We start from the raw sequence: 19698 nt of genomic DNA, 5'->3' as shown, positions 1-19698 counted from the left end.
GGGTGGGGGGTGGCGTGGGGGCGCGCCCGGCCCCCCCCGGGGGGGGGGGGGGGGGTGTTGGGGGGGGGGGGGGGCGGGGGGGGGGGGGGGGGGGGGGGCCCCCCCCCCCCCCCGCGCCCGGTTCTGCGGTTCGCCGGGGATCATCGGACGTCCAGGCGGTTCGCCGGGGGATCAGACCTCCAGTTCGCTCTCGATCCGGCGCAGTTGGTGGCGGGCCATCGCCAGGTTGGCGCGGCTCGCGTCGAGCACCAGATAGAGGAACAGCCCGTTGCCGCCACGGCCCTTGAGCAGGCGGATCATGTGGTACTGCGTGTTCAGGGTGATCAGGATGTCCTCGATCTCCTCGTTCAGACCGAGGTGCTCCATCGTGCGCAGCTTGGACCGCACGACGTCGGTGTTGCCGGCGGCGGCGACCTCCAGGTTGAAGTCCTTGCCGCCGCCCAGCGTGCCGAGGGCCATCCCGCTGGTGTAGTCGACCAGCGCGGCGGCGGTGGCACCGTCGATGGAGCTGAGGCATTCCTTGAGCGAGGTCTCCAGGTTGGCCATGCGTGACTTCCTTTCCGGACGTGATCGGTGCGTGATCGGTGACGATCAGTGGTGATCTCGGTGGTGATCGGTTGTTCAGGTCGACCGGCGGTGGCCGCCGGTCTGCGGAGTCGGCCGGTGTGCGGGCCGTTGCGGGGTGCGCACCGGCAGGGTGCCGATGGGGCGGGCCGGGTCCGCGGGGAGTGTCGCGGCGTGCTCGGCGGCCGGGCCACGACCGCGGTCGTGGCCGATGTGCGCGAGGACCAGCTCCCCTATCCGGGCGCCGCTGCGCCGGCCCTCCAGGTGCAGCCGGCCCACGTTGACCCGGCCCTCGGCCAGCAGGGTGAGCACGGCGGACGGCCCGGCCGCGTAGGTGGCGACGTAGCCGTCGGCCCCGCGCAGCAGGAGCTCTCGGAAGCCGCCCCGCGCGGTGGCGTCGGCCGTGCGCTGCGCGACGCCGAGGGCGGCGGCGGTGAGCGCGGCGAGGCCCTCGGGGTCGGTGCCCGGGGCGTCGTGGGCCAGGACGAGCCCGTCGACGCTGGCCGCGAGCGATCCGGTCAACTGGGGTACGCGGTTGCGCAGTCGGTGCAGTTCGTCCAGGACGTCGCTCTCGACGGCCATGAGCAGTCTCCTTTCGGCACGCTGGCGGCGCGCGCGGATCACAGGGCCTCCAAGGCGTCTCGAAGCCGTCGCAGCAGAGCCGTGTCCGGGTCGTCCCACACGACACCGTGCGGCTGAGGGGCCTGCGCGAGGGGCGCGGGAGCGGGCGGCGCGGCGGTGACGAGGCCGTCGGCGGCCAGGCGGCGCAGTTCGACGAGAGTGTGGTACGTGCGGCAGGCGAGCGCCGAGGCGATCTGGGCGGCGGTGCGGACGCCGTCGACCTGTGTCAGGGTCCGGCTGCGCCGCACCGGCAGGTCGGCGGCGCCGGCGTCGGTCACCCGGGTGAGGGGGACGGTGTCGATGTCGGGGTCCGGCCATATGCGGTCCAGCAGGGCGCGTCGGCGTCCGGACTCGCGGACGACGGCGTCCACCGGTACGGACCGCACCGTGCCGAGCCAGTGGACGGCGCCGGGCCGGAAGCGGTGCGCACGCGTGTCGTGGGCGAGGACGAAGTACGCGGCGTCGAAGAGCGCGCCCAGGTGGCAGACCTCCAGTGCCCCCGCGGCGAGCCGGCCGCTGTCCACCAGCCGGTGTCCGACCCGGGCCTGCCTTCCGCCGCGGTCGACGGCTTCCCACCAGCCGTCGGGCGCTACGGCGCCGCTGCGGGTGAGCAGTGCTCCGAGGTCCGGGGTGAAGGCGGACTCCACGTGCACGACACGGCCCGCCGACAGGTAGACGATGCCCCGCTCGCCCGACAGGGCACCCGTGGCGCCCTCGGCCGCGAGTACGCCGAGCGCCGCCGACGTCGTTCCGTGCGTGGTCCAGGTGGTGGTCGCGCCGGTCATCCGAGGACCAGACGATCGGCCATCTCGGCCAGCCGGATGCGGGCCAGGGCGAGGTTTCCGTCGTTGCGGTCCAGCCACAGGTGGAGGAAGACGGTGCTGTCGAACGGGGTGCTGACGAACCTGAGCAGGTGGTAGGCGTCGGCGGTCGTGGCGATCAGGTCCTCGACCGGCGGTTCGTTCTCCGGCGCGCCGACGGGCGCGGGACCACCGGTCGCCGCCAGGGAACCGCTCTCCGCGACATGCCGGGCCAGTTCCGCTGTCTCCGCCGCCGTCGCCTCCCAGTCACCGCCCGGCGCCTCGCCCACGGCGCCCAGGGCGAGACCGCTGATCCAGTCGACCAGCGACGCACCCTGCGCGCCGGGCAGCCGCATGGCTTCCAGCAGACTCTCGTCGATCCCGGGCACGCCGGATCCCCTCCCCTGCACGGCTGTGTACCGCGAACGTGACGCCGAGACTACGGAAAGTGCACGCGTCCAGTGAGTCCTTTGGCATTTTCCAGAGGAACGTGCGCGCACTGCGGCATACTGCGGTGTTTCGGCCGTGCGAGGGGTCCTGGAAGTCCGGCGGGCGGGGAGCGGCGCGCGGACAGGCCGCCCCGATGCGGCTGAGGGGCGGGACCTGTCCGCGCGGACCATGCCGACCGGGCCCGCCGCCCCGCAGCAGGAGTGAGCGGGCGCCGCCCCGGGCGACCGCCGCACACCCGGCACGCGTCGCGCGCGGGTGCGTGGGCATGCCGAGACGGGCAACCCGGGGTCCATGGCCCGACTGCATCTCCCCCATCGCGGGAAGCACACGAAGGACGACACGCCGGACGGGACCGCGCCGGACAGGGCGGCGCCAGAGGACTACGGTCCGGCCCCCTCCGCGGAGCGTGCGGCTCCCGGCTCCCCCACCGAGCTGCCGAAGCGCTCGTGGTCCGCGCTGCTGCGGCGCGTGCTCGCCGAGTTCAAGGACGACGAGCTGACCGACCGCGCCGCCGCCCTGACCTACTACGGGATCCTGTCGCTGTTCCCGGCCCTGCTGGTGCTGGTCTCGCTGCTCGGGATCGCCGGGCAGTCCGCCACCCAGGAGATCCTGGACAACATCCAGAGGCTCGCACCCGGATCCGCGCGAGACGTCGTCTCCGACGCGGTGAAACAGTTGCAGGCCAAGGCCGGTCTGGGCTCCGTACTGGCACTCGTCGGTCTGGTCGGCGCCGTCTGGTCGGCGTCCGGCTACGTGGCGGCGTTCATCCGCGCGGCGAACGCGGTCTACGACGTACCCGAGGGGCGCCCGGTCTGGAAGGTGCTGCCGCTGCGGGTGGCGCTGACCGTGGTGCTGCTCGTGCTCGCCGTGGTCAGCGCGCTCATCGTCGTGTTCACCGGCAGCCTGGCGCAGCAGGTGGGCACCGCGCTGGGCGTCGGCGACACCGCGATGACGGTGTGGTCGATCGCCAAGTGGCCGGTGCTGGTCGTACTCGTCACGTTCATGATCGCGATCCTGTACTGGGCCACCCCGAACGCCCGGGTCAGGGGCTTCAGATGGATTTCGCCGGGCAGCGTGCTCGCCCTGCTGATCTGGCTGGCCGCGTCCGCCGGGTTCGCCTTCTACGTCGCCAACTTCGGCTCGTACAACAAGACGTACGGCACCCTGGCCGGTGTCATCATCTTCCTGGTGTGGCTGTGGGTGACGAACCTGGCCATCCTGCTCGGCCTGGAGTTCGACGCCGAGCTGGCCCGGCAGCGGGTGATCGACGGCGGACACCCGCCCGAGGACGAGCCGTACGTGGAGCCGCGCGACACCCGGGCCTGGGACGAGGCGGACCGACGGCGTGCGGTGTCACCGGACGAGTGACGCCACCGGCGGCACCGCCGGACGACGCGTCCGGACCGGGCCGTCGGCCCGCCGCGGGAGGACCGCGTCGACGTGTCCCCCGTCGACGCGGACGGTGGCGCCGGTCGTGGCGGACGCCCGGGGCGGGCTCGGGTGGACCACCGGGCCGGCGATCTCCTCCGGCTCGATCAGCCGCTGGGGCAGCGACTGCGGGCGGGGCTCGCGCATGACGGCGCGCTGGGCCTCGTCCCCCGGGAGGTCGCGGTCGACCAGCTGGTACACGAAGTCCTCGGCCCCCTCGCTGTGCGCGGGTCCGGCGATGACGCGGTCCACCGTGACGCCGCTGCCCGCCGCCTCCTCGGCGACGCCGCGGCCGACCGCGAGCAGCACCGTCTCGGACACCCCGCAGTGGATCTTCTCGGCCGGGACGTCCACGGCCGGGTCACTCGCGGTGTACAGCACCCGGCCCCAGCCCCGTCCCTCATCCGGGGGAGACGGGCGCGCGTCAGCCTGACGCCCGGGTGGACGTGCTGCCGAAGCAGCGGCGCCCCTTCTCGTCGCTGCTCTCCGGCGCGGGCGCCGCCCCGAGGACGCCGAGGTCGTCCACCCGGATATCGACGCCGGGCAGCGCCTCCAGGGCCCGCTCGGCGACCTCCTCGGCGCCCAGGTCGGCCGCGACCGGCACGAACACGCCGTCCGGCACCTCGGCCCGGGGTTTCCCGACGCTCTCCTCCAGGCGGCGGCGTCGCGTCCGTTGACGCCCACCGCGGCGCCGGCCCGGGCCGGCCCGGCGGCGATCGCCGCTCCGATGCCCTGCGAGGAGCCCGTCACCAACGCGGTTCGTCCGCCGAGGCCGAGGTTCATCGAGTCGCTCCTTGTCGTGCCGTACCGTCGGTTCGCCGTGCTTGTGCCCACCCTCGCCCAGGGCACATCCGGGATCCCGCCGACCGCACCGCGACCCGCCCGGTCGGCGGACCCCGGGTGCTCTCCGCTGACCTGCGGCGACGATACTTGCCTGTGTCCGTGCTCCTGCTTCCCGAGGACCCATGCCGACCTCCGCCACCGCCCACCCCACGACTCCGCCCACGGTGTGGCCCGCTCGCGGCCGCCACGTCGGATCCGCGGCGGAGGACACCGTCCGGCACACCCTGCAGCGGCTGAAGGACAGCCGCTGCATCGACGACTTCCTGGAACTGCCCGAGGAGCCGCCGGACGGCAAGGGCGCCGGCGTCCGGATCTTCGAGGCGCGCTGGAAGGCCGGGGGCGCCGTCACCGTGCGGGCCCGGCTGCTCCTGGAGCCGGGCTCGGCCGGCGGTCAGGAGTGGACCCTCCTCGCGGAGGCCGAGGAGGCCTGGGACGCCGCCTGGCCCTCCCCCGCCACGATGTTCTGGCCCGACGACCCGGACGTCACCTGGGACCGCGACACCGCCACCGGGCTGCGGCTGCGGGGCATCAACACCCTGCCGGACGACGACAAGGCCGTACGCCGGCTGCTCAAGGCGGCCGGGCGCAGCCCGTGGAACATCCACGTCGTCGTGCACGAGGCGATGACCCCCGATCACCGCGGCCGGGTACCGCTCGCCGATCGGCTGCCGCCCGGCCTGCGGCACCTCGTGGTCGAGCACCGCGCCGCGCCGCAGCAGCTGCGGGTGGTCAACTGGGCCCTGGAGGACTTCGGCGTCCAGGTGCCGCGCGGCGGCGCCGTGGTCCTGCCCGGCACCCCGGCCCCGTCCGGCTACGACGCCCAGGACTTCTCCGTCCGCACCGTCTTCCTGGACGGCTCCGAGCCCACCGGCCTGATCGCGGCGGTGACGTCCTTCGCGGCGCTGGGCCGGCCGCTGCCGGACGGCGCGGAGGACGCCCTCACCGCGCTGCGGGAGGACTGGCGGCTGCTGACCCTGGCGGAGGAACTGGAGCGCCAGCGCAAGCTGGTGGCCATGTACGCCGAGGCGCTGGAGGCCATGACGCAGTCCCGGGACCTGTACCGGGAGGCTGCGGAACGCGCGGCCGAGGCCCTGGCCGCATACCGGGAGTCCGCCGGGCCCGCCCCGGCCGGGCCGCCGCCGTCCGCGGGGCCTGCCACGTCCCCGCTGCGGCAGCTGACCCGCACGCTGGAACGGTTCAAGGGCTCCGGCAGGGCACCCCGCACCGCGTCGGGCAAGGACACCTCCCGACCGCCGGCCGAGCCCGGCGACTGACACCCGCCGGATCACTGTCCGGGTATCACGGTCCGGGAGTCCGGGTCGGGGGCGCCTGTCCGCCGTCCCGGCCGGACCGGGCGGCGCGTCGTACGCGGCGCGTACGACACCCGTCGCCGACGGGTACGCCCCGGATCACGTGGCCCCGGTGCCGCCCACCGGCCGGTCCGGCGGTGGCCCGCAGCCGACTGAGGGCACCCTCACGTGTCAGCGGGCGCGACGTGGATACGCGGACGGCACAGCAGCACGGCCCGTCCCGGAAGGTCACCGACGCCATGGTCAGCCAGCACGAGGGCGCCGCCCCCTCTTCACCACCGGAGTCGTCCCGCTCACAGACCACGCTCCACGTCAACGGGAAACCGCACACCCTCACCGTCGACCACCGCCGGGTCCTGCTGGACCTCCTGAGAGAGGATCTCGGGCTCGCGGGCGCCAAGAAGGGCTGCGACCACGGGCAGTGCGGCGCCTGTACGGTCCTGGTGGACGGGCGGCGCGTCAACAGCTGCCTGCTGTTCGCCGTCGCCCTGGACGGCTGCGAGATCACCACCGTCGAGGGCCTCGCCGGGGACGGCGAGGAACTGCATCCGGTGCAGCGGGCGTTCCTGGAGCGCGACGCCTTCCAGTGCGGGTACTGCACCCCGGGCCAGATCTGCTCCGCGGTCGGCGTGCTCGCCGAGGCCGCGGCCGGGCGCCCGTCCCACGTCACCGCCCCTCAGACGCCCTCCGGCGAGCCCGTCGCGCTGGACCGGGAGGAGATCCGGGAGCGGCTGAGCGGCAACCTGTGCCGGTGCGGTGCCTATCCGCGTATCGCCGACGCGGTCGAGGACGTGATCTGAGTGAAGCCCTTCGCCTATGTACGGGCCGGGAGCGTCGAGGAGGCCACCGACGCGTTCGCCGCCCACCCCGGCGCCCGCTACCTCGGCGGCGGCACCAACCTCGTCGACCTGATGAAGCTCGGTGTGGAGACGCCCGCCGCCCTCGTCGACGTCACCCGGCTCCCGCTGGACGCGGTGGAGGAGCTGCCCGACGGTTCGCTGCGCGTCGGCGCCACGGTCCGCAACAGCGACCTCGCGGCCCACGCCGTCGTCCGCGACCGGTACCCCGCACTCTCCCAGGCCCTGCTGGCGGGCGCCTCGGGACAGTTGCGCAACTCCGCCACCACGGGCGGCAACCTGCTGCAACGCACCCGCTGCCCCTACTTCCAGGACCTCTCCAAGCCCTGCAACAAGCGGGAGCCCGGCACCGGCTGCGGGGCGCTGAAGGGCGTCCACCGCGACCACGCCGTGCTCGGTCACTCCGAGGAGTGCATCGCCACCCACCCCTCGGACATGGCGGTGGCGCTCGCCGCCCTGGACGCGCGCGTGGAGCTGCACGGCCCCGAGGGCACCCGGAGCGTGCCCGCCGCCGACTTCCACCGGCTGCCCGGGCGGCACCCGGAGCGGGACACGGAGATCCACCCCGGCGAGCTGATCACCGGCGTGGTCCTGCCGGCCGCCACGGCCGGACTGCCCTCCGCGTACCGCAAGGCCCGCGACCGGGCGTCGTACGCCTTCGCCCTGGCCTCCGTCGCCGCCGTCCTGCACCTGAAGGACGGGGTGGTGGACCGCGCCGGGATCGCGTTCGGCGCGCTGGCGCACCGGCCCTGGCGGGCGCGGCGGGCCGAGGACGCGCTGGTGGGCGCGGCGCCCACGACGGCGGCGTTCGAGCACGCCGTCGACCTGGAACTGGCCGCCGCCGAGCCGCTGCGGGACAACGCCTACAAGGTGCCGCTGGCCCGCCGGCTGGCCCTGGACGTTCTGGGCCGGCTCGCCCCGCCGGCCACGACCTGACCCCGGCGTCCACGAGGAGGACTCCATGACCGGCACCGAGACCGTCCTGGGCGCTCCAGTCGAGCGCCGGGAAGGACGGGAGAAGGTCACCGGCACCGCCCGGTACGCCGCCGAGTTCGACGCCCCCGGGCGCGCCCAGGCCTGGCCCGTCCCGGCGGCGGTCGCGCGGGGCCGGGTGACCGGCGTCGACACCGCTCCCGCGCTCGCCCTTCCGGGCGTACTGGCGGTGCTCACGCACGAGAACACGCCCCGGCTCGGGGACCCGGACGACCCCACCCTGTCCCTGCTGCAGAGCCCGCACGTCCCGCACCGGGGCTGGTTCGTGGGCCTGGTGGTGGCCGAGACACTGGAGGCGGCGCGGGCCGGCGCCGCCGCCGTCCGTGTCACGTACGAGGCGGAGAACCACGACGTGACGCTCACCGCCTCGCATCCGGAGGCGTACGTCCCGGAGTCCGCCAACGGGGGGTTCCCGGCTGTCAGCGGACACGGCGACCCCGACGGTGCCTTCGCCTCCTCGGCGACGCGCGTCGACGTCGAGTACCGGATACCACCCCTGCACAATCACCCGATGGAACCGCACACCAGCACGGCGTGGTGGGAAGGGGACCGGGTCACGGTGCACTCCTCCAGCCAGGGCACCAGCGCCGTACGCACCGAACTCGCCAGGCTGTTCGAGCTTCCCGAGGACCGGATCACGGTCCGGTCGGAACACGTGGGCGGCGGTTTCGGCTCGAAGGGCACGCCCCGTCCCGACGTGGTGCTGGCCGTGATGGCGGCGCGGGAGACCGGCCGTCCGGTCACCGTCGCGCTGCCGCGCCGCTACCTGCCCGCCGTCATCGGCCACCGCGCGCCGACCCTGCACCGGCTGCGCCTGGGCGCCGACGCCGACGGGCGGCTCACCTCCCTCGTCCACGAGGTGACGACGCACACCTCCCGGGTGAAGGAGTTCGTGGAGCAGGCCGCGGTCCCGGCGCGCGTCATGTACGCCGCCCCCGCCCTGCGCACGCTGCACCGCGTCACGCCGCTGGACGTGCCCACGCCCTCCTGGATGCGCGCCCCCGGCGAGTGCCCCGGCATGTACGCGCTCGAGTCCGCGGTGGACGAACTGGCCGTCGCACTCGGCATGGATCCGGTCGAACTGCGGATCCGCAACGAGCCGGACACCGAGCCCGACAGCGGCAAGCCCTTCAGCAGCAGGCATCTGGTGGAGTGCCTGCGCGAGGGTGCCCGCCGTTTCGGGTGGGAGGACCGCGATCCGCGCCCCGGGGCCGGCAGCGCCGGTCCCCTGCTGGCCGGCACCGGCGTGGCCGCGGCCACGTATCCGGTCATGGTCTCGCCCTGCGCCGCCACGGCGCGGGCCCTGCCCGACGGCGGTTTCCTGGTGCGCGTCAACGCCACCGACATCGGTACGGGCGCCCGGACCGTCTGCTCACAGATCGCGGCCGACGCCCTCGGCGTCCCGCTGGACCGGGTCCGTATCGACGTCGCCGACAGCGGCATCGGCTTCGCGCCCATGGCCGGTGGCTCCTCCGGCACCGCGTCCTGGGGGTGGGCCGTCCACGAGGCGTGCGTCCGGCTGACCGGCCGGCTGGCCGAGCACTCGGGGCCCCTGCCCGACGAAGGGATCGCGGCCGACGCGGACACCTCCGGTACCGCCGACGCCGAGAGCCCCTTCGCCCGCCACGCGTTCGGCGCGCACTTCGCCGAGGTCACCGTGGACACGGTCACCGGTGAGGTACGGGTGACGCGGCTGCTGGGCGTCTTCGCGGCGGGGCGCATCCTCAACGCCCGTACGGCCCGCTCGCAGTTCATCGGGGGCCTGACGATGGGCCTGGGCATGGCGCTGACCGAGGACAGCACGGTGGACCCGGCGTTCGGCGACTTCGCCGAGTCCGACCTGGCCTCGTACCACGTGCCCGCGCACGCCGACGTGGCGTCCGTGGAGGCGCACTGGCTCGACGAGGACGACACCCACCTCAACCCCATGGGCAGCAAGGGGATCGGCGAGATCGGCATCGTCGGCTCGGCGGCGGCCGTCGGCAACGCCGTCCACCACGCCACCGGCATCCGCTTCCGGGAACTGCCGCTCACTCCGGACCGGGTGCTCACCGGTCTGCTCGAACACGGGCATCCCGCCGGCATGCTGGGGACGTGAGCGCGGCACGCGGCCGGCGCCGGATGTCCGGTGCCGGCCACGTGGCGTGCGGAGGACGCCCGGCGGTCAGTCCACCACAGCGCCGCTCGCTCCGGCCGTCGGGTGGGCCGGCCAGGGCTTGGCGGGCGCCTGCGAGGCCACTCGTGCGCGCAGGGCCATGAGCGCGGTCAGCGACGTCAGCACGGCGACCGCGACGGCGATCCAGGTGGGCGCCAACGTGAGGTCCATGGCCCGGGACACGCGCGCCGACGGTGTCGCGCTGCCGTAGAGCTTGGCCACGGCCAGCGCCGCAGGTCCCACGACCGCCGCGGCGAGCAGCGGTACGGCGGGCCGCACGGTCAGCAGCAGGGCCAGCGCCAGGCAGAGCGCCGACAGGCAGAGGGCGGCCCCGTAGACGCGGACGGAGGCGCCGCTCTGGTGCAGCGGGAAGTAGGCCACGCCGCACCCGGCCAGGACCGCGACGGTCAGCCGGACCGGCCAGGCCGCGCCCCGGGCGGACCGGCGCGCCGTACGGTCGTGGTCGTGCGGGGGGTGATCCTCGTCCCGGACCCGTCCCCGGCCCGGTGTCCTGCGGGCCGGGCGCGGTGTCCTGCGACGTCCGCGACCGCGGTTGGCCACGGCGAACGCGCCGGCCAGTCCCGCCGGGCGGGTGTCGGGCTCGGGTCCGTCGTCCTCGCCGATCCCGTCCAGGGCCGCCCGCAGTTGCCGGGCGCCGGGACTGTCCGGGCGTACCCGTCCGTCCTCGGCCAGCCGGCCGATCAGCTCGACCAGTTCCTCGACGGGCCGGCCGGTGGCGGCGGCCCGTACGGCCTCGTGCCCGCAGTGCGGTTCCAGGGGGGTGCGGTGCAGCAGTTCCATCAGCCGGGTCACCTCCTCCACCGAGCGGCACTCCGCCGCGGCCCGGATCGCCTCGTCCGCGCTGTTCGAGTGACGCGGCGGCCGGGTCAGCAGGCCGACCAGCCGGGTGACGTCCTCCACGGACCGGTTCACGCCGACCGCGCGGAGCGTGTCGATCGTGGCCTGCGCGTGCTGCGGGGACTGCTCCAGCATCGTGATCAGGTCGACGATCTCTTCCAGGGGCCGGTCGGCCACGGCGGCACGGACCAGGTCGCCGACGGGATCACCGTACTCCCGCACGGCTCCGTCGGGCCCGGCGGGTTCCTGACCGAAAGGCTCCTCGGCGAAGGGCTCCTGGCCAGAGGGCTCCCGACCGAAGGGTTCCTGGCCGAAAGGCTCCTGTGGGACGGGCGGCGGTTTCTGCGGTGCGGGGGGCTGCGGTGCGGAGGGCTGGGCCGTGGGGGCCTGTGCCGTGGGGGCCTGGGGGACGGGTTCCTGAGGGGCGGGTTCTCGGTGGGCGGGTTCCTGGGGTGCGGGCGCACGGGCGGCCGAGGAGTGAACGGCCGGAGCCTCGGCGTCGGCCGACTCGCCCGGCGGGTGCACCGGGTGCGACTCGCCCGGCGGGTGCACCGGGTACGCGCCGGTGGCCGTGGTCGTCTCCCCGGTGGGCAGGTCCACGGCGGATATGGCGTACTCGGGCGAACGGGGTGATGAAGAGCCGGTAGTCATGATCTCTCCGTGTGGGTGGGGGTGCGGCCGCCCTGCGTCCCCGACATGCGACTCGCGCTCTGTGCTGACCATTACTAGGCACGTCCACCGCACCGTGCCACTGGAGTGGGCCACAGGGATGAGAGACCCGCCGTCCTCGTCTTGTCGCCGCGCCGAACGGGCATCCGAGAGAACAGGCGCGTACCGCGCGTCGTGAAGGAGGGTCGGGTGGATACGACGACGGTGGTGATCACCGCGGCGGTGTTGCTCGCGGCGGTCGTCCTCGCGACGGCGGTCGGCGTTCTGGTGCGGCTGGTCCGCACCCGGCGGGACCTCGCACGAGCCGGTCTGCCCACCGGCCCCCGGTGGGTCTTCTGGGGCGCCGTCCTTTATTTGGTGCTGCCGGCGGACCTGGTGCCCGATCCGGTCTACCTGGACGACGTCGGTGTACTGCTCCTCGCTCTGCGCTCGGCACGCGGCTCTCTCGGCGGGCGCCGGAACACCGCGGACGGGCGGAAGGGCAGCGGCCCGCCCCATGACTACGCTGCGTAAGGAAACCATTCACCCGTTCGATTCGTATAAGTCTCTGGAAGCCGAAGGAAGTCGGCGGACCAGGCGACGGCGCACGAGGACCTTCGCCTGATCGGCGCAGCACCGACCAGGGAGAGACGATGCAACCGTTCGCGCTCAACTACGCACGGCCGGCAGTGGAGTTGGAAGCCACGGCTCCCTACGTCTACGACTCCGGGCTGCAGTTGAACGTGCTCCTTGACGGGCGGGTGGCCGCCTGTGACCACGCGCTACTGAGAGAACTGGGGACAACGACCTCCACCGCGGGGTCGAAGACTCACTTCGACGACTGAACACGGGCCGTCGACAATGACTGTGTTGATCCTTACCTGTGAAGAAGACGTCACCGCGGACATGGTGGTCGTGCACCTGAACGCGTCGGGAGTGCCGGTGGTCCGCCTGGACCCGGCCGACCTGACCGACACCGTCGCGCTCTCCGGCGAGTTCGTGCACGGCGCCTTCCGGGGCCACCTGTCCTCGGGGGGCCGCCTGGTGAGCATCGGCGGGCTGCGGTCCGTCTGGGTGCGCCGGCCGGGCGACGCGGCCACGCGGGCCGCCGAGCCCTCCGCCTGGCTGACCGAGGAGTCCGGGCAGGCGCTCTACGGCATGCTCCGCGGCTGCGGGGCGCGCTGGATGAACCAGCCCGACGCGGCGCACCGGGCCCGGTACAAGCCCTGGCAGCTGCGTCTCGCGCAGCAGTGCGGGCTGCCCGTGCCGGCCACGCTGATCACGACGTTTCCGCGGGCGGCGCGGGAGTTCGCGGAGCGTTACCCGGATCTGGTGGTCAAGCCCGTCTCGGGCGCGCATCCGCAGGACCCGCCCCGGGCGGTGCCGACCAGCAGGGTTTCCCCGGAGGCCGACTTCTCCGCCGTCGCCCACGGCCCGACGCTGCTGCAGCGCCGGGTCGCCAAGCGCGCCGACATCCGTCTCACCGTCGTCGGCGACGAGTTGCTGGCCGCGCGGAAGACCGTCCCCGCGGGTCCGGACGCCGACGACGTGGACGTCCGCTTCGCGTCCTCCCCCGAACCGTGGCGGCCCGCCGAGGTGCCGTCCCGCGTCGCGGAGGCCGTCCGCGCCTACCTCCGCGCGGCGGGACTGGCCTACGGTGCCCTCGACTTCGCCGAGGACGCCGACGGCACCTGGTGGTTCCTGGAGTGCAACCAGTCGGGGCAGTTCGGCTTCGTCGAGGTGGACACGGGTCAGCCGATCGCCCGCACCATCGCCGAGTGGCTGGCCCGGCCCGGCGCCGAGGACCCGGTGGTCGGGGGCGACCCGGGCACCACGGCCGTCGGGTGAGGCCGGGACCGCGCCCGGCCGTCGCCCTCAGTGCGGGCGCGGGCCGGGCAGCAGGGCGGTGCGCTGCCAGCCGGCGCCCGGGGAAGGCTGCCGTTCGGCGCCGGGCAGGTGGCCGGGTGAGCGCAACGGGCGCATGACAACCTCCAGCTCCCTGCTCACGCGCTCGGCGTCCCGGCGCACCTGCTCGGGAACGTCACCGCGTTCGGCGACGAGTCGGTCGTAGATGGGGGAATCCTGGAACACCCGTCAACGTGCCTTTCGTGTCGTCCGCCCCCGCACGGAGGCGCGACTGAGCAGTCTAGGCGCCCGCCCACCCGGTCGTGTCCATTCGGTCCAGGAGGTGACGGCCGCTCACGCGCCGGTCGTGGAGCCGGGCCGGACGATCATGAGGACCGTGACGGTGGCCCACAGCAGGTTGAACAGGCCGGTGAACATGGCGAGCCGGGCCGTACGGGCGCGCTCGAGGGGCTGCCGGTCGGTCAGCTGCGCCAGGAGCTCCTCCTGGCGGGGCAGCACGAGAGCGACCAGGATGCCGGCGGCGGCCGCGGTCAGGACGATGGACGTGACGAGCCACGCGTCCCCCAGGACGCCCATCGCCGCCGCGGTGGCGAGGCCGAGCACCGGCACCGCGATGCCGAGGCCGGCGTAGACCCGGCAGATGCGGTGGAGCAGCCGGACGGTGCCCACGTCCCCCGCGTCGATGCCGCCCCCGGCCCCCTCGGGCAGCGCCACCACCGCCCGTCGGGCGGCCGGCGGGAACATGCTGGCCGCGACGGTGACGGGCCCGATGGCGATGATGGCGGCCAGGACGTGGAGTGACAGCAGGATCTTGGTCATCGGTCGGGGCTCCGGAAGGCAGTGGCGGGCGATGCGATGGGAGCCACGTTAGGAAGCGGCCGGATGATCGCACAGCGGCTGAAACGACAGCTTCCAACGGATTCCCGCCAACGCCCTCACCAGGAGGTGTCCGGCGGAACGAGGCGGGACAAGGGCTGTACCGGGGGTTCTGCGCCCGGCGGGAACCGGCCTATCGTGGCGGCCATGCACGCGGTGGTGATCCTGGTCCTCGACGACGTGGTGCCGTTCGACATGGCGGCGCCCATGCAGACGTTCGACTGGACGCGGCTGCCCGACGGGCGCAGCCCGTACCAGGTCCGCCTGTGCGCGGAGTCGCCCGAGGTGCGCACGGACGGGCTCGCCCTCCGTATCGACCGGGGCCTGGAGGCACTGGAGTCCGCCGATACGATCATCGTGCCGGGCCGCTCGGAGGAGCACGGCCCGCCCTCGGACCGCGTTCTCGAGGCGCTGCGGCGGGCGGCCGGTGCCGGCACGCGGATCGCTTCCGTGTGCGTGGGCGCCTTCGTCCTCGCGGAGGCAGGGCTGCTGGACGGGCTGCGGGCCACCACCCACTGGATCGCCGCACCGGAACTGGCCCGCCGCTACCCACGCGTTCAGGTGCAGCCGGACGTGCTCTACGTCGACAACGGACAGATCCTCACCTCGGCGGGCGCCGCCGCCGGCCTGGACATGTGCCTGCACATGATCCGCCGGGACCTGGGGTCGGCCGTCGCCGCGCATGCCGCCCGGATGTGCGTCGTACCGCTGGAACGGGAGGGCGGGCAGGCCCAGTTCATCGTGCACGAGCACCCGCCCGTGCCGCGGGGCTCGGACCTGGAACCCCTGCTGGAGTGGATCGAGGACAACCTGGCCGAGGAGGTCACCCTCGGGGCGATGGCGGCGCGTTCGGGCATGAGCGAGCGCACCTTCAGCCGCCGGTTCCGCGAACAGACGGGCACCACACCGCTGCAGTGGCTGCTGCGGGCACGGGTGCGGCGCGCCCAGTACCTGCTGGAGAACAGCGACCACCCGATCGAACGGATCGCGCGGCAGGCGGGGTTCGGCTCTCCCACCGCCTTCCGGGAGCGGTTCCGCCGGGTGGTCGGCACCACTCCGAACGCCTATCGCGCGTCGTTCCACGGGAAGCCGGCCGCTCCGGCGGGCCACGCGTAGGGCCCGCCTCGCGGATCGGCCCGGAGCCGTCGGCCCGGTCCTCGAGGCAGGCCCGCGTACGCGGTGTCACACGGCCAGCGACAAACCGCTCTCCCCGTCCGGGTCCGCCGTGCGGACGGCGCCCGGCGTCCGTCCCTTGGCGAGCAGCAGCGCGTCCGCCTTGGCCACCGCGTCGTGGATGCTGGTCGTCGCCATCATCACGCACAGCGTGTAGCTGACGTCCGCCAGCTCGCGCGCCGCCGCCGGCCTCTCCCCCTCCGCCTGAGCGATCCGCAGTGACGCGTACCGCGTCAGCAACGTCCTGACGACCTTCGGGTCCGGTTCGAGCACGAAGCGCCCCTCTCTCGAGTTTCGCTGCGTATGCCCGAACCTGCCCGAAGCATTCACACCGTGCGCACCCTTGCTCGCAATTGACGGAATTTCGTCGTCTCCTGTCCGGTCGGAAGGGCTTCCCTCGGGCGAGGAGGCGGCGGGCCCGGCCGGCGGACCTCACCGCCCGGGCTGCCGGCACGGCACCGGCCGGGGCCTGATGCCCGGGGCGCGGACCGCCGGACCACCTGACCGCCGGGGCGCCGGGCCGCGAGCCGCGGGGCTTCGAGGCCGCCGGGACGCGAGGCCGCCGGGACGCGGGGCCGCCGGGGCGCCGATGCGCCCGTCAGGCGACCTGGCCGCTGTGCAGTGCCGTGTACGCCCCTCCCCGGCTCAGGAGTTCCTCGTGGGTGCCGGTCTCCTCGATCCGGCCGTCGCCCATCACCACGATCCGGTCCGCGCCCCGCACGGTGGACAGCCGGTGCGCCACGACGAACGTGGTGCGTCCGCGCAGCAGCCGGGCCAGTGCCTGCTGGACGAGCGCCTCCGAGCGGGTGTCCAGCGCCGAGGTGGCCTCGTCGAGGATGAGCACCTTGGGGTCCCGTATCAGGGCCCGGGCGATGGCCAGGCGCTGGCGCTGGCCACCGGAGAGCCGTGCGCCGTGCTCGCCGACCAGGGTGTCGAGGCCCTGCGGCAGCCGGTCGACGAACTCCAGGGCGTTGGCGTCGCGCAGTGCCGCACGCACCGTCTCCTCGTCGGCGTCGTCCATGCCGTAGGCGACGTTCTCCCGGATCGTGCCGTCGAAGAGGATGGACTCCTGCGGCACCACCGAGACGAAGCGCCGGTAGGTGCGCAGGTCGAGGGTGTTCATGTCGGTGCCGTCGAGCAGCAGCCGGCCCGAGGTCGGGCGCAGGAAGCCGATGACCAGGTTGAGCACGGTGGACTTGCCCGCCCCGGACGCGCCCACCAGCGCGACGGTCTCGCCGGGCCGGACCGCGAGCGTGAAGTCGCTGACCGCGGGCCGCCCGTCGCTCTCGTAGACGTGTCCGACGCCCTCGAAGGTGACGGCTCCGCGCAGCGAGGTGAGCTCGGCCTTGCCCTCGTTGTCCTCCAGCTCGGGAGCCTGCAGCACCTCGCCGACCGAACGGACGGACTCCAGCCCCTTCGTGATGACCGGGGCCAGCCCTGCCAACGTTGTCGTGGAGTTGGTGAGGGTGGTCAGGAAGGCACTGAGCATGACGACGTCACCCGCCGTGACTCCCCACACGTCGTAGTACGAGATCAGCGCGGCGCCCGCGAGGACCAGCACGCCGACCACGTTGAGCACGACCCAGGCCAGGGAGCCGAAGCGGCCGTTGACCAGGTCCAGGCGGTTGCCGGAGGTCAGCAGGCGGTCCAGGGTGCCGTCCATGCGGCGCAGCGCCTTGCCCTCCAGGCCGTGGGCGCGGGTGACCGGGATGAGCCGGGTCATCTCCGTGACCCGGGAGGACAGGGCTTCCACCTCGTGGCGGAAGTGTTCGTTGTGGGTGCGCAGCCGGGCGCGGAGCCGGGCCACCAGGAGGGAGGCGGCGGGGACGACGACGAGGAAGACGGGCAGGAACTCCGGTGTGCGCACGGCGATGATGACGAGACCGCCGGTGAGTACGGTGAACGCGCCGAGCCCCGTCTCGGCGGTCTGCTGGACCATCTGCTCCACCGTCTCCACGTCCCGCACGACCTTGGCCTGCAGGACGCCGGCGCTGACGCGCGAGTGGTAGCCGATGGAGAGCTGCTGCATGCGCGTGCACAGTGCGGAGCGCAGAGCGGTGCCCATGCGGCGCACGCTGCCGTACAGGAGGCGGACGTACAGCACGTGCAGCGGGTAGTTGACCACCAGGATGAACATGATGATCCCGGTACTGGCCCACAGGTTGCCGATCGGACCGTGCTGGACGACGGTGTCGATGATGGACGCGGTGATGAGGGGCAGCAGCCAGACGGGGCTGTGCTTGACGGTGAAGACGGCGACCGCCCCGGCCAGGCGGCGACGGTCTGCGCGGAACAGGTAGACGAGCGTGCGTATGGGGTGTTCGCCCCGGTAGCGGTGGTCGAGCGGTTTTTCGGGCGGCGACGCCATCGACGTGGTCCTCCTGGTGACCGAGTGGGGCAAGCGCTTTCTCCCCGCGCTTTCCTACCTCTTCGGCAAGGAGTACGCCACACCGTCCCGCAGGCCGGTACGCCGCGGTACGTCGATGCGTCGGTACGTGGCAGACCGTCGATGCGTCAAGCCGGAACGTCACAAGGCGTCAATGCGTCCAGCCGGTAGGTCGCAAGGCGTCGAGCGTCGCTACGCCGGCACGTCGCGGTACGTCGGAAGGAGACCCGCGCCTTCTCCCCCGTGGAGGGCGCGGGTCCCGGTCTCCGAGTGTGCGGATCTCGGTCCGCCGTGCCGGATTCAGTCTCCGAGCGTGCGGGCCAGTTCGGTCGTGGCCCGCGTGATCTCGCTGTCGTCCTCGGCCAGCAGCCGGCCCAGCTCACCGCGCCGGGCACGGACGGCCTGCCGTGCGGCGCGCTCCCATGCCACGGGGTTCTCCCGGTGGTTGAGCAGTTTGGGGTAGACGGTGGCGGTGGTCTCCCACTGCCGGGCGTCCGCGATGTTCTTGAGCAGCTGGATGATCTGTGCCCGGCAGCTCACCTGGGGCCGCTGCGCCAGTTCCCACAGGAAGGGAACGGTGGCGGCGGTCGCCTGTTCGACGACGAAGCCGTACTGGCAGATGCGTTTCCGCAGATCGCCGAGGGCTGCGCCGGCGGTTTCCGCGTCGCCCGAGGCGACCTTGCGCAGCAGCCGGGGGATGGCCGCGGCCGAGCCGCTGGAGTCCTGGATCTCGCTCCAGGGCACGCCGTCCAGCCCCGCCAGGGGCGCGGCGGGCCGGGACGAGACGGGCGGCTGAGCGGGACGGTCGGCGCGCTGGGTGCTCGGCTCGGGTGTCGGAGCGCTGCGCATGGTGTGGGGCCCTTCCGCGGCAGTCGGGTCAGGTGAGGGGACGGGTCGGCGACTTGCCCCGGAGCGTCCTGGACGCCGGGGGCCCGGGGGTCGGTCCCCGTGTCTCCGCGAGGGCGTCGACGCGGCGCGGGCCGCGTCCGTGCTCCTGGGGCGCGGAGCCGCCGGACGGGGTGAACACGGGCGCGTTGCCGCCGAGATCGGAGACGGCCGGCGTCAGGCGGACGGCGTCCGGAGCGAGTCCGGCCCCGGCCTCAGGGGCGCCGGGCATCACCGGCGGCCAGGTGTGCGCCCCGGCGTCGGGGGCGATCCGGGTGAGCACGGGGACGGCGTACCGGCCGAAAGACCGGCCGCCCCGCGTGTCCTGCGGGCGGGTCCGGGCGGACAGCTCGCCCCCGGGACACGGCACGAGGCCCCACCGAAGCGGGCCTCGCCGCCCGGCGCGCAGCACTTCCCACGCGCGGCGGGGAACCGCCCCCCGTCCCGACCGGCGGCCGATCGCGCCGTACCCGGAAGCTTCGCGAACCGGCTCGCCACGCCTGCCCGTGACGCGGGTTCGCCGGACGGCCGGAGTGTTGGATGCGCAGGTGACGACACGACATCTCCCTGATGTGACGTCAGAACAGGCCGCCGACCAAGGGGTTGACGCCACGGCTATTATCCACGCTGACAGCGCTCGCGTGCAATTGCACGAGAAATTGCACGAAAGAAATCGGACGGGAGCGCGCCGGGACCGACAGAACCCGACCCGACTCCCCCGCACGGCAAGGAGACCGCGGTGCCACCAGTGCGCAACGGAGTGCAGGCCAGCTCGCTGAACGCCTCTTGGACGAAGAGCCGGCACAGCAACGCCGAGGGCAACTGCATAGAGGTCGCCCTCGTGGACGGAGGCATCGCGATGCGCAACTCCCGTGATCCCGACGGCCCCGCGCTCGTCTACACCTCCGCCGAGGTGGCCGCCTTCCTCGCCGGGGCGAAGGAGGGCGAGTTCGACCACCTGCTCTGAGGCGGCAGTGGTCACCGA

General features: G+C 73.8%; 21 protein-coding genes and 1 pseudogene. 10 read left to right on the top strand and 12 right to left on the bottom strand.

Annotated elements, in window-relative coordinates; all coding sequences use genetic code 11:
* Nucleotides 1-171: 171 nt before the first annotated feature.
* The 4 genes from ACP4IX_RS28825 to ACP4IX_RS28810 all read right to left on the bottom strand — a co-directional run bounded on the left by ACP4IX_RS28825 (nt 172) and on the right by ACP4IX_RS28810 (nt 2374).
* A complete protein-coding gene (locus tag ACP4IX_RS28825) occupies nt 172-546 on the bottom strand; it encodes a hypothetical protein (RefSeq protein ID WP_426518929.1) in 375 nt (124 codons plus the stop codon).
* Between the two features lie 75 nt (nt 547-621).
* A complete protein-coding gene (locus ACP4IX_RS28820; RefSeq protein WP_426557396.1) occupies nt 622-1146 on the bottom strand; it encodes a roadblock/LC7 domain-containing protein in 525 nt (174 codons plus the stop codon).
* A 38-nt stretch (nt 1147-1184) separates the two neighbouring features.
* Nucleotides 1185-1970, bottom strand: coding sequence for a hypothetical protein (locus ACP4IX_RS28815; RefSeq protein ID WP_426518933.1), 786 nt, complete (start codon nt 1968-1970; stop codon nt 1185-1187).
* A complete protein-coding gene (locus ACP4IX_RS28810) occupies nt 1967-2374 on the bottom strand; it encodes a hypothetical protein (RefSeq protein WP_426518935.1) in 408 nt (135 codons plus the stop codon). Before ACP4IX_RS28810 ends, ACP4IX_RS28815 begins: the two co-directional genes overlap by 4 nt.
* Before the next feature lie 352 nt (nt 2375-2726).
* Here ACP4IX_RS28810 and ACP4IX_RS28805 point away from each other — a divergent pair, with 352 nt between their 5' ends.
* Entirely contained in the window at nt 2727-3803 is a 1077-nt protein-coding gene (locus ACP4IX_RS28805) for a YihY/virulence factor BrkB family protein (RefSeq protein ID WP_426518937.1), read from the top strand.
* Nucleotides 3804-3857: 54 nt separating this feature from the next.
* On the opposite strand, the pseudogene ACP4IX_RS28800 reads toward ACP4IX_RS28805, so the two are convergent.
* A pseudogene (locus ACP4IX_RS28800) lies at nt 3858-4646 on the bottom strand (SDR family NAD(P)-dependent oxidoreductase); the annotation flags it as partial.
* Nucleotides 4647-4828: 182 nt separating this feature from the next.
* On the opposite strand from ACP4IX_RS28800, the gene ACP4IX_RS28795 reads away from it, so the two are divergent.
* The 4 genes from ACP4IX_RS28795 to ACP4IX_RS28780 all read left to right on the top strand — a co-directional run bounded on the left by ACP4IX_RS28795 (nt 4829) and on the right by ACP4IX_RS28780 (nt 9964).
* Nucleotides 4829-5980: a hypothetical protein gene (locus ACP4IX_RS28795; RefSeq protein WP_426557394.1), complete on the top strand. Its 1152-nt coding sequence runs from the start codon at nt 4829-4831 to the stop codon at nt 5978-5980.
* Nucleotides 5981-6255: 275 nt separating this feature from the next.
* The gene (locus tag ACP4IX_RS28790) at nt 6256-6816 is read left to right on the top strand and encodes a (2Fe-2S)-binding protein (RefSeq protein WP_426557405.1); all 561 of its coding nucleotides are present in this window, start codon (nt 6256-6258) and stop codon (nt 6814-6816) included.
* Nucleotides 6817-7809: an FAD binding domain-containing protein gene (locus tag ACP4IX_RS28785; RefSeq protein WP_426557392.1), complete on the top strand. Its 993-nt coding sequence runs from the start codon at nt 6817-6819 to the stop codon at nt 7807-7809.
* Nucleotides 7810-7834: 25 nt separating this feature from the next.
* A complete protein-coding gene (locus ACP4IX_RS28780; RefSeq protein ID WP_426557390.1) occupies nt 7835-9964 on the top strand; it encodes a xanthine dehydrogenase family protein molybdopterin-binding subunit in 2130 nt (709 codons plus the stop codon).
* A 66-nt stretch (nt 9965-10030) separates the two neighbouring features.
* Here the strand turns inward: ACP4IX_RS28780 and ACP4IX_RS28775 are convergent, their stop codons facing one another.
* Nucleotides 10031-11530 carry a hypothetical protein gene (locus ACP4IX_RS28775; protein WP_426557388.1) on the bottom strand — a complete coding sequence of 500 codons (1500 nt, stop codon included), beginning with the start codon at nt 11528-11530 and terminating at the stop codon, nt 10031-10033.
* 207 nt (nt 11531-11737) lie between these two features.
* Here ACP4IX_RS28775 and ACP4IX_RS28770 point away from each other — a divergent pair, with 207 nt between their 5' ends.
* The 3 genes from ACP4IX_RS28770 (at nt 11738) to tgmB (ending at nt 13375) form a co-directional block, all read left to right on the top strand.
* Complete coding sequence (locus tag ACP4IX_RS28770) at nt 11738-12061, top strand: YkvA family protein (protein ID WP_426518947.1); 324 nt, start codon at nt 11738-11740, stop codon at nt 12059-12061.
* 119 nt (nt 12062-12180) lie between these two features.
* A complete protein-coding gene (tgmA, locus tag ACP4IX_RS28765) occupies nt 12181-12372 on the top strand; it encodes a putative ATP-grasp-modified RiPP (protein WP_426518949.1) in 192 nt (63 codons plus the stop codon).
* 16 nt (nt 12373-12388) lie between these two features.
* On the top strand, nt 12389-13375 hold the full coding sequence (gene tgmB / locus ACP4IX_RS28760; RefSeq protein WP_426518951.1) for an ATP-grasp ribosomal peptide maturase: 987 nt from the start codon (nt 12389-12391) through the stop codon (nt 13373-13375).
* A 27-nt stretch (nt 13376-13402) separates the two neighbouring features.
* Here the strand turns inward: tgmB and ACP4IX_RS28755 are convergent, their stop codons facing one another.
* Both ACP4IX_RS28755 and ACP4IX_RS28750 read right to left on the bottom strand, forming a co-directional pair.
* Nucleotides 13403-13618, bottom strand: coding sequence for a hypothetical protein (locus tag ACP4IX_RS28755; RefSeq protein WP_210958264.1), 216 nt, complete (start codon nt 13616-13618; stop codon nt 13403-13405).
* Between the two features lie 108 nt (nt 13619-13726).
* Nucleotides 13727-14212: a hypothetical protein gene (locus ACP4IX_RS28750; protein WP_426518954.1), complete on the bottom strand. Its 486-nt coding sequence runs from the start codon at nt 14210-14212 to the stop codon at nt 13727-13729.
* Nucleotides 14213-14416: 204 nt separating this feature from the next.
* On the opposite strand from ACP4IX_RS28750, the gene ACP4IX_RS28745 reads away from it, so the two are divergent.
* Nucleotides 14417-15385 carry a GlxA family transcriptional regulator gene (locus ACP4IX_RS28745; RefSeq protein WP_426557386.1) on the top strand — a complete coding sequence of 323 codons (969 nt, stop codon included), beginning with the start codon at nt 14417-14419 and terminating at the stop codon, nt 15383-15385.
* A 66-nt stretch (nt 15386-15451) separates the two neighbouring features.
* Here ACP4IX_RS28745 and ACP4IX_RS28740 read toward each other — a convergent pair whose 3' ends face one another.
* The 4 genes from ACP4IX_RS28740 to ACP4IX_RS28725 form a co-directional block, all read right to left on the bottom strand.
* Nucleotides 15452-15715, bottom strand: a complete 264-nt coding sequence (locus ACP4IX_RS28740) for a DUF5133 domain-containing protein (RefSeq protein ID WP_426518958.1) — start codon at nt 15713-15715, stop codon at nt 15452-15454.
* 325 nt (nt 15716-16040) lie between these two features.
* On the bottom strand, nt 16041-17810 hold the full coding sequence (locus ACP4IX_RS28735; protein WP_426557384.1) for an ABC transporter ATP-binding protein: 1770 nt from the start codon (nt 17808-17810) through the stop codon (nt 16041-16043).
* Between the two features lie 318 nt (nt 17811-18128).
* Complete coding sequence (locus ACP4IX_RS28730; RefSeq protein ID WP_426557382.1) at nt 18129-18677, bottom strand: hypothetical protein; 549 nt, start codon at nt 18675-18677, stop codon at nt 18129-18131.
* Between the two features lie 28 nt (nt 18678-18705).
* Entirely contained in the window at nt 18706-18996 is a 291-nt protein-coding gene (locus tag ACP4IX_RS28725; protein WP_426557381.1) for an ATP-binding protein, read from the bottom strand.
* Between the two features lie 456 nt (nt 18997-19452).
* Here ACP4IX_RS28725 and ACP4IX_RS28720 point away from each other — a divergent pair, with 456 nt between their 5' ends.
* Complete coding sequence (locus ACP4IX_RS28720; RefSeq protein ID WP_426518966.1) at nt 19453-19680, top strand: DUF397 domain-containing protein; 228 nt, start codon at nt 19453-19455, stop codon at nt 19678-19680.
* Nucleotides 19681-19698: the final 18 nt, after the last annotated feature.

Source organism: Streptomyces sp. WG5 (genome assembly GCF_049974565.1).
In the GTDB taxonomy this organism is placed as follows: Bacteria; Actinomycetota; Actinomycetes; order Streptomycetales; family Streptomycetaceae; genus Streptomyces.
This window is presented reverse-complemented; position numbering and strand designations above follow the sequence as displayed.

What these genes read in the sequence shown, in the direction of transcription:
- ACP4IX_RS28825 (WP_426518929.1), bottom strand. Translation starts at nt 546, where the DNA reads ATGGCCAACCTGGAGACCTCGCTCAAGGAATGCCTCAGCTCCATCGAC.
- ACP4IX_RS28820 (WP_426557396.1), bottom strand. Translation starts at nt 1,146, where the DNA reads ATGGCCGTCGAGAGCGACGTCCTGGACGAACTGCACCGACTGCGCAAC.
- ACP4IX_RS28815 (WP_426518933.1), bottom strand. Translation starts at nt 1,970, where the DNA reads ATGACCGGCGCGACCACCACCTGGACCACGCACGGAACGACGTCGGCG.
- ACP4IX_RS28805 (WP_426518937.1), top strand. Translation starts at nt 2,727, where the DNA reads ATGGCCCGACTGCATCTCCCCCATCGCGGGAAGCACACGAAGGACGAC.
- ACP4IX_RS28795 (WP_426557394.1), top strand. Translation starts at nt 4,829, where the DNA reads ATGCCGACCTCCGCCACCGCCCACCCCACGACTCCGCCCACGGTGTGG.
- ACP4IX_RS28790 (WP_426557405.1), top strand. Translation starts at nt 6,256, where the DNA reads ATGGTCAGCCAGCACGAGGGCGCCGCCCCCTCTTCACCACCGGAGTCG.
- ACP4IX_RS28780 (WP_426557390.1), top strand. Translation starts at nt 7,835, where the DNA reads ATGACCGGCACCGAGACCGTCCTGGGCGCTCCAGTCGAGCGCCGGGAA.
- ACP4IX_RS28775 (WP_426557388.1), bottom strand. Translation starts at nt 11,530, where the DNA reads ATGACTACCGGCTCTTCATCACCCCGTTCGCCCGAGTACGCCATATCC.
- tgmA (WP_426518949.1), top strand. Translation starts at nt 12,181, where the DNA reads ATGCAACCGTTCGCGCTCAACTACGCACGGCCGGCAGTGGAGTTGGAA.
- tgmB (WP_426518951.1), top strand. Translation starts at nt 12,389, where the DNA reads ATGACTGTGTTGATCCTTACCTGTGAAGAAGACGTCACCGCGGACATG.
- ACP4IX_RS28750 (WP_426518954.1), bottom strand. Translation starts at nt 14,212, where the DNA reads ATGACCAAGATCCTGCTGTCACTCCACGTCCTGGCCGCCATCATCGCC.
- ACP4IX_RS28745 (WP_426557386.1), top strand. Translation starts at nt 14,417, where the DNA reads ATGCACGCGGTGGTGATCCTGGTCCTCGACGACGTGGTGCCGTTCGAC.
- ACP4IX_RS28735 (WP_426557384.1), bottom strand. Translation starts at nt 17,810, where the DNA reads ATGGCGTCGCCGCCCGAAAAACCGCTCGACCACCGCTACCGGGGCGAA.
- ACP4IX_RS28730 (WP_426557382.1), bottom strand. Translation starts at nt 18,677, where the DNA reads ATGCGCAGCGCTCCGACACCCGAGCCGAGCACCCAGCGCGCCGACCGT.